Origin of the sequence: Absicoccus sp. (genome assembly GCF_034090965.1) — a bacterium.
Taxonomy (GTDB): Bacteria; Bacillota_I; Bacilli_A; order Erysipelotrichales; family Erysipelotrichaceae; genus Absicoccus; species Absicoccus intestinalis.
The window spans coordinates 21,085-27,922 of sequence record NZ_JAXDRQ010000055.1; the positions used below are offsets into that span (position 1 = coordinate 21,085).

Here is a 6,838-nt window from a genome sequence, read left to right on the forward strand (position 1 = left end):
ATGAGTCAAGAAGAATTAAAACAAGAAATTTTAGAATTTGATCAGTTGGAGAATGAAGCAACATCGGTGGATCATTCGTATACGGCTGATGATATTCAAGTATTGGAAGGATTGGAAGCCGTTCGCTTACGTCCTGGTATGTATATTGGATCGACAAGTGCCAGAGGTCTTCATCATCTGGTTTGGGAAATTGTTGATAATGGTATTGATGAAGCCTTGGCTGGGTTTGCCAATAAGATCGATGTCACGATCGAACCCGATGATGTCATCGCTGTTCGTGATAATGGTCGTGGTATGCCTGTCGGCATTCATGAGAAGACGGGCGTAAGTGCCGTAGAAACCATTCTTACGGTATTACATGCGGGTGGTAAATTTGGTGGAGGTGCCTATAAAGTATCGGGAGGCCTTCATGGTGTTGGTGCTTCGGTTGTTAATGCACTGAGTTCTTGGATGGAAGTGACGGTGTATCAAAATGGTAAGATCTATTTCATTCGTTTTGAAAATGGCGGCCATACAGTGGCTCCTTTAAAGGAAATCGGTACTACCCAAGAAACGGGTACATTGGTTCGTTTTAAGGCGGATCCAACCATTTTTAAAGAAACGACGTCTTATGATTTTGATACATTGAATTCGCGTTTACGTCAATTGGCTTTTTTAAATAAAGGTATTCGCTTAACATTAACGGATTTGCGAGAAGAAGAACCCATCAAAGAAAACTATTATTATGAAGGTGGCATCATTGAATATGTGCGTTTTATCAATCGGAATAAAACGCCGATTACAGATGATGTGATTTATTGTGAAGGATTGGTCGATGGCATTTTGGCAGAAGTGGCTTTGCAGTATAACGAAGGATATCAATCCAATATTTATTCTTTCTGTAATAATATTCATACCCATGAAGGTGGCTATCATGAAGATGGTTTCCGTATGGCCTTAACGCGTGAAATCAATAAATATGCGTTGGATCATAATATATTGAAGAAAGATGAAAAATTATCACAGGACGATGTGAAAGAAGGTTTGGTTTGTATCATTTCGGTAAAGCATCCAAATCCTCAATATGAGGGACAAACAAAGACCAAATTAGGAAATTCGGAAGTTCGTAAGATCGTATCGAGTATTGTTGGTAAACAATTGCAGCGTTATTTCTTAGAAAATCCGGATCAAGCCAAAAAAATTGTTGATAAAGCTACACTGGCTTCGAAAGCGCGTATGGCAGCAAAGAAAGCTCGTGAACTCACACGTCGAAAAAGTGCATTGGATGGGATTTCAAGTCTACCAGGTAAGTTAACGGATTGTTCCAGTAAAGATGCCAGTGAATGTGAAATCTATATTGTCGAGGGGAATTCGGCCGGGGGATCGGCCAAACAAGGACGTGATGCGAAGACGCAGGCTATCTTGCCTTTGCGTGGAAAGATCATCAATGTTGAAAAAGCAAGAGAACATCGTATTTTTGATAATGCGGAAATTCGCTCAATGATCACAGCGTTTGGTTGTGGAATCAAAGATGAAGTGGATCTGGCCAAACTTCGTTATCACAAAATTATTATCATGACCGATGCCGATGTGGATGGTGCACATATTGCCACATTGATGTTAACGTTCTTATATCGATATATGCGACCTGTTATTGAAGGTGGATATGTATATATTGCGCAACCTCCTCTATACAAAGTACAAAAAGGAAAAAAGATCGTCTATGCCTACAAAGAGCAGGAGATGAATCAGATTCGTAGTGAATTGAAAGATGGTTATAAAGTACAACGATACAAAGGATTGGGAGAAATGGATGCAGAACAATTATGGGAAACAACCATGGATCCAAAGCATCGCATCTTAAAGCGAGTGACCATTGATGATGCGGAATATGCCGATAACACATTTGAATTGTTGATGGGTGAAGAAGTCGACCCGCGTCGTGAATTCATTCAAGAAAACGCGGTCTATGCGAACTTAGATTATTAGGAGGAATGATATGGCTGAAGAACTAACAAACAATATCAATGACAACAATGATCAGGATGATGAACAATATGATGTTGTCGAAGAAGTTGAAATTTCTCGAGAAGTTCGTGAAGACTTTTTGGATTATTCCATGTCGGTCATCGTCCAACGTGCATTACCGGATGTACGAGATGGTTTAAAACCCGTTCATCGTCGTATTTTATATGCGATGAATCAATTGGGAATATCTTCGAGTGTTGCACATAAGAAAAGTGCACGTATCGTTGGTGAGGTCATTGGTAAGTATCATCCGCATGGTGATGTTGCGGTATATGATGCCATGGTACGTATGGCGCAAGATTTCTCGTATCGGTATCCATTGGTCGATGGACATGGAAACTTTGGTTCATTGGACGGTGATGGAGCTGCGGCCATGCGTTATACTGAAGCCCGTATGTCAAAGATTGCGATGGAGATGGTTCGTGATATCAACAAAGATACGGTCGATTTTGTTGAAAACTACGATGGCGAAGAAAAAGAACCATTGGTCTTGCCTTCTCGTTTTCCTAATATTTTAGTCAATGGATCGATGGGTATTGCGGTTGGTATGGCAACCAATATGCCAACGCACAATTTAGGTGAAGTCATTCAAGCAATTTTTGCCGTTATGGATGATCCAGACATTACCGTACCTGAATTGATGGAATTCTTAAAAGGACCAGACTTTCCGACGGGTGGTATCATTTTGGGACGTAAGGGTATTCGCCAAGCGTATGAAACAGGACGTGGCACAATCTATATTCGTTCCAAATATCGTGTGAATGAATTGAGCAATGGGAAGAAACAAGTTATTTTTTATGAAATTCCATATGGTGTCAATAAGGCAAATTTGATTTCAAAAATGGCAAGTTTGATCAATGAAAAGGAAATTCAAGGTGTTACCTATTTAAATGATGAATCGAATCGAGAAGGTATTCGAATTGTCATGGAATTGAAAAAAGATGTACAAGAAGATGTGATCTTAAATCAATTGTTCCGTTTGACACCGTTACAATCGAGTTATGGCATTAATATGCTGGCTTTGGAAAATGGTCGACCTCGTCAATTACCTATCAAACAAATTATTAAAGATTACATTGATTTCCAAGTTGAAGTGATTGAACGAAAAACGCGTTTTGATTTAAAGAAAGCCGAAGATCGTGCACACATCTTGGAAGGTTTCCGTATCGCATTGGATCAGTTGGATGCAGTCATTCATACGATTCGTTCTTCTCACAAGGATGAAGCCGGATTGAATGCGGAATTATGTGAAAAATTTGGCTTTGATGAAATTCAAGCCAAGGCAATCTTAGCCATGCAACTTCGTCGTTTGTCGGGTTTGGAACGCGATAAGATCGAGAATGAATATCAAGATCTTTTGAAAAAGATTGCGGATTTTAAAGATATTTTAGCGAACCATTCTCGTGTTTTACAGATTATTCGTGATGATCTAAAAGAAATGGCAGAAAAATATGGCGATGATAGACGCACAGAAATCATGGATTCCTATGTGGATATGGATGATGAAGACCTCATTCCCAAAGAAGATGTCATTGTCTTATTGACGAATTCTGGATATATCAAACGAATGCCAGTGGATACATATCATGCACAAAATCGTGGTGGTCGTGGTATCAAATCACTTACATTAAATGAAGAAGATGATATCGACACAATGATCGCGATGAATACACATGATTACTTGATGTTATTTACAGATCAAGGTCGAGTATATCGTTTAAAGGGATATAATGTTCCCAATGCATCAAGAACATCCAAGGGATTGCCAATTGTCAATTTAATTCAATTGGAAAAGGATGAGCATGTAACTAGTTTATTAGGAATACCACAAGAAAATGAATATAAATATTTATTGTTTGTCACAAAAGATGGTGTCGTCAAACGAACGGCATTATCTGAATTTGATCGAATCAATAAGAATGGTAAGATTGCCATTAGTTTAAAAGAAGATGATTTATTGTTCTTTGTGAAACCAACAACAGGTAAAGATGAAGTCTTATTGGCTTCTTCCAATGGTCGCGCTATCCATTTTATGGAAGATCAAGTTCGTGTCATGGGTCGTAGTGCTGGTGGTGTTCGTGGTATGCAAGTTGATGATGGCATCATTATTGGTGCTGCATTGAATACAGAAGGTGACACCTTACTGGTTGTATCGGAAAATGGATATGGCAAGCGAAGCAAGATATCGGATTATCGTATGACTTCGCGAGGCAAAAAAGGTGTTACGACAATGAACATCACCGAAAAAACAGGTCAATTGAAAGTAGCACGAGCGGTATGTGGAGATGAAGATGCCATGATCGTTTCCAGCAGTGGTATCATGATTCGAATTGCGGTAAAAGACATTGGTATTTATTCACGAAATACCCAAGGTGTTCGTTTGATCCATTTAACCGAAGATGCTAAAGTTATGCGAATGACCCTGGTTGATCATGAAGAAGAGGAATAGGATTTGAAATCTCAAATCCTATTTTTTATATTGCGAAATGAAGCAAAGAATGTTATAAAGATAGAGACAAAGCTTTGATAAGGACAAGTAATTCGGATTGATTGATAGAGACGATATGGTTGGTGGAAATATCGAATCAAGAACAATGAAAAGCACCTTAGAGTGATCGAATGAATCAAGTAATTGGATCCGGTACATACCGTTATCATGTTGAGTGATCTTAGTAATAAGATAAAAAGGGTGGCAACGCGAGACATCGTCCCTTTAGGGGTAAGAGTGTCTCTTTTTTTATGGAAAGGAAGAAAGTATGTTAGACATTAAATTTGTACGAGAAAATCCAGATGTTGTGAAGGAAAATATGATGAAGAAATTTGAAGAAAATAAAATTCATCTAGTAAACGAAGTTTTACAAGAAGATAAAGAACTTCGTCAAGCGCAGCAACATGCCGATGATCTTCGTTCTCAACGCAAGAAAAGTTCCAAACAAATTGGTGCTTTGATTGGACAAGGAAAAAAGGCAGAAGCCGAAGAGGTAAAAGAAAAAGTTAAAAATTTAGCGGATGAATTAGATGCGATTGAAGAAAAAGAAAATAAATTGCGTGAATCGGTTCATAAGAAGATGTTGATGATCCCAAATATCATTGAGGATACAGTTCCTATTGGTAAGGATGATTCTGAAAATGTGGAATTGGAACGTTTTGGCGAACCAAAAGTTCCTGATTTTGAAATTCCTTATCATACCGATATCATGGAACGTCTGAATGGAATTGATTTAGATGCAGCACGAAAAGTTGCAGGAAATGGTTTTTATTATTTAACAGGAGATATTGCTCGTCTCCATTCTGCTGTATTAAGCTATGCTCGTGATTTTATGATTGATCGAGGATTTACCTATGTCATTCCGCCATATATGATTCGTTCCAATGTGGTTGATGGTGTGATGTCCTTTGAAGAAATGGATGGCATGATGTATAAAATTGAAGGGGAAGATCTGTATTTAATTGGTACATCGGAACATTCTATGATTGGTCGTTTTATTGATACGATCATTGATGAAAAAGAGTTGCCATATACATTAACTTCTTATTCTCCTTGTTTCCGTAAAGAAAAAGGAGCACATGGTATTGAAGAGCGAGGTGTATACCGCATTCATCAATTTGAAAAACAAGAAATGATCGTGGTATGCAAACCAAGTGAAAGTAAACAATGGTTTAAAAAATTATATATGAATACCGTTGATTTCTTCCGTACATTAGATATTCCTGTTCGTACATTGGAATGTTGTTCGGGTGATCTAGCCGATTTGAAATCTAAATCCGTGGATGTAGAAGCTTGGTCTCCTCGTCAAAAGAAATATTTTGAAGTGGGTTCTTGTTCAAATTTAACGGATGCACAAGCACGTCGATTAAAGATTCGTGTTCGTGATGATGATGGTAATAAATATTTTGCACATACTCTAAACAATACATGTGTAGCTCCTCCACGTATGTTGATTGCTTTCTTGGAAAATAATTTACAAGCAGATGGAACGATTTTGATTCCAGAAGCACTCCAACCATATATGGGTGGCAAGAAAAAAATTGGATAATATCCGAGTGGTCGTATGAAAATATGACCTTTTTTCATAGTTGCACTCCATGCATTTCCATGATACACTAATTTCGCTACTACAATGATATCTTCTGAATTGGGTCAGGTTGGGAACAAAGCAGCCCTAAGGGAGCTCTATCATGTGTAGTAGTTTTTTTATAGGATAGGAACATGAAAGAAAAATGGATGCGAGAAGCAATTAAACAAGCCATCAAAGCAGAACAAAAAGATGAAGTACCTATAGGATGTGTGATCGTAAAAGAAGATCATATTCTTGCTCGGGCCTACAATCAACGAGAACAGAAGCAAGTAAGTACAGCACATGCCGAAATATTAGCCATTGAAAAAGCTTGTAAAAAGCTAGGATCCTGGCGATTGGATGGATGTGAATTATATGTGACTTTAGAACCTTGTCCTATGTGTACGGGCGCTATCATTCAATCTCGTATCGATAAGGTCTATTTTGGTGCCTATGATTTCAAAGGTGGTTGTCTAGGATCCAATACAAATTTATTAGATGTGAAAGGATTCAATCATTATCCTGAAGTAGAAGGAGGACTCTTACAAGAAGAGTGTGCTTCTTTGTTGACATCTTTTTTTCGTAAAAAGCGGAAGTCTAAGAAATCGTAGACGACCGCTATTTTTTGTTATAGATGAATTGTCAAATTAAGTGCAACACGATGTATGTGAGTCTGTTTCGTTCATAACTTCATTTGGTGTCTTATAGCCAAGGCACTTTCGTGGCCGATTATTCATCAGTTCAAGATTATGCTTTAGCTCATCTTCATCGAC

At 38.1% G+C, this 6,838-nt stretch carries 4 protein-coding genes, 1 other RNA gene and 1 other annotated feature; all 5 genes read left to right on the plus strand.

What is annotated here, in order from left to right:
• The 5 genes from gyrB (at position 1) to tadA (ending at position 6,676) form a co-directional block, all read left to right on the plus strand.
• Complete coding sequence (gene gyrB / locus SOS22_RS07735; protein ID WP_320326276.1) at positions 1-1,968, plus strand: DNA topoisomerase (ATP-hydrolyzing) subunit B; 1,968 nt, start codon at positions 1-3, stop codon at positions 1,966-1,968.
• Between the two features lie 10 nt (positions 1,969-1,978).
• Positions 1,979-4,456: a DNA gyrase subunit A gene (gyrA, locus tag SOS22_RS07740; protein ID WP_320596856.1), complete on the plus strand. Its 2,478-nt coding sequence runs from the start codon at positions 1,979-1,981 to the stop codon at positions 4,454-4,456.
• A 65-nt stretch (positions 4,457-4,521) separates the two neighbouring features.
• Positions 4,522-4,723, plus strand: a binding site (T-box leader).
• A 40-nt stretch (positions 4,724-4,763) separates the two neighbouring features.
• Positions 4,764-6,044, plus strand: a complete 1,281-nt coding sequence (serS, locus tag SOS22_RS07745; RefSeq protein ID WP_320326274.1) for a serine--tRNA ligase — start codon at positions 4,764-4,766, stop codon at positions 6,042-6,044.
• Positions 6,045-6,117: 73 nt separating this feature from the next.
• Positions 6,118-6,203, plus strand: an RNA gene (gene ffs / locus SOS22_RS07750) — signal recognition particle sRNA small type.
• 14 nt (positions 6,204-6,217) lie between these two features.
• Positions 6,218-6,676 carry a tRNA adenosine(34) deaminase TadA gene (gene tadA, locus SOS22_RS07755; protein ID WP_320326273.1) on the plus strand — a complete coding sequence of 153 codons (459 nt, stop codon included), beginning with the start codon at positions 6,218-6,220 and terminating at the stop codon, positions 6,674-6,676.
• Positions 6,677-6,838 lie beyond the last annotated feature (162 nt).

Bases quoted from the DNA above. Each gene is read 5' to 3' on its own strand.
- gyrB (WP_320326276.1), top strand. From the start codon at position 1: ATGAGTCAAGAAGAATTAAAACAAGAAATTTTAGAATTTGATCAGTTG.
- gyrA (WP_320596856.1), top strand. From the start codon at position 1,979: ATGGCTGAAGAACTAACAAACAATATCAATGACAACAATGATCAGGAT.
- serS (WP_320326274.1), top strand. From the start codon at position 4,764: ATGTTAGACATTAAATTTGTACGAGAAAATCCAGATGTTGTGAAGGAA.
- tadA (WP_320326273.1), top strand. From the start codon at position 6,218: ATGAAAGAAAAATGGATGCGAGAAGCAATTAAACAAGCCATCAAAGCA.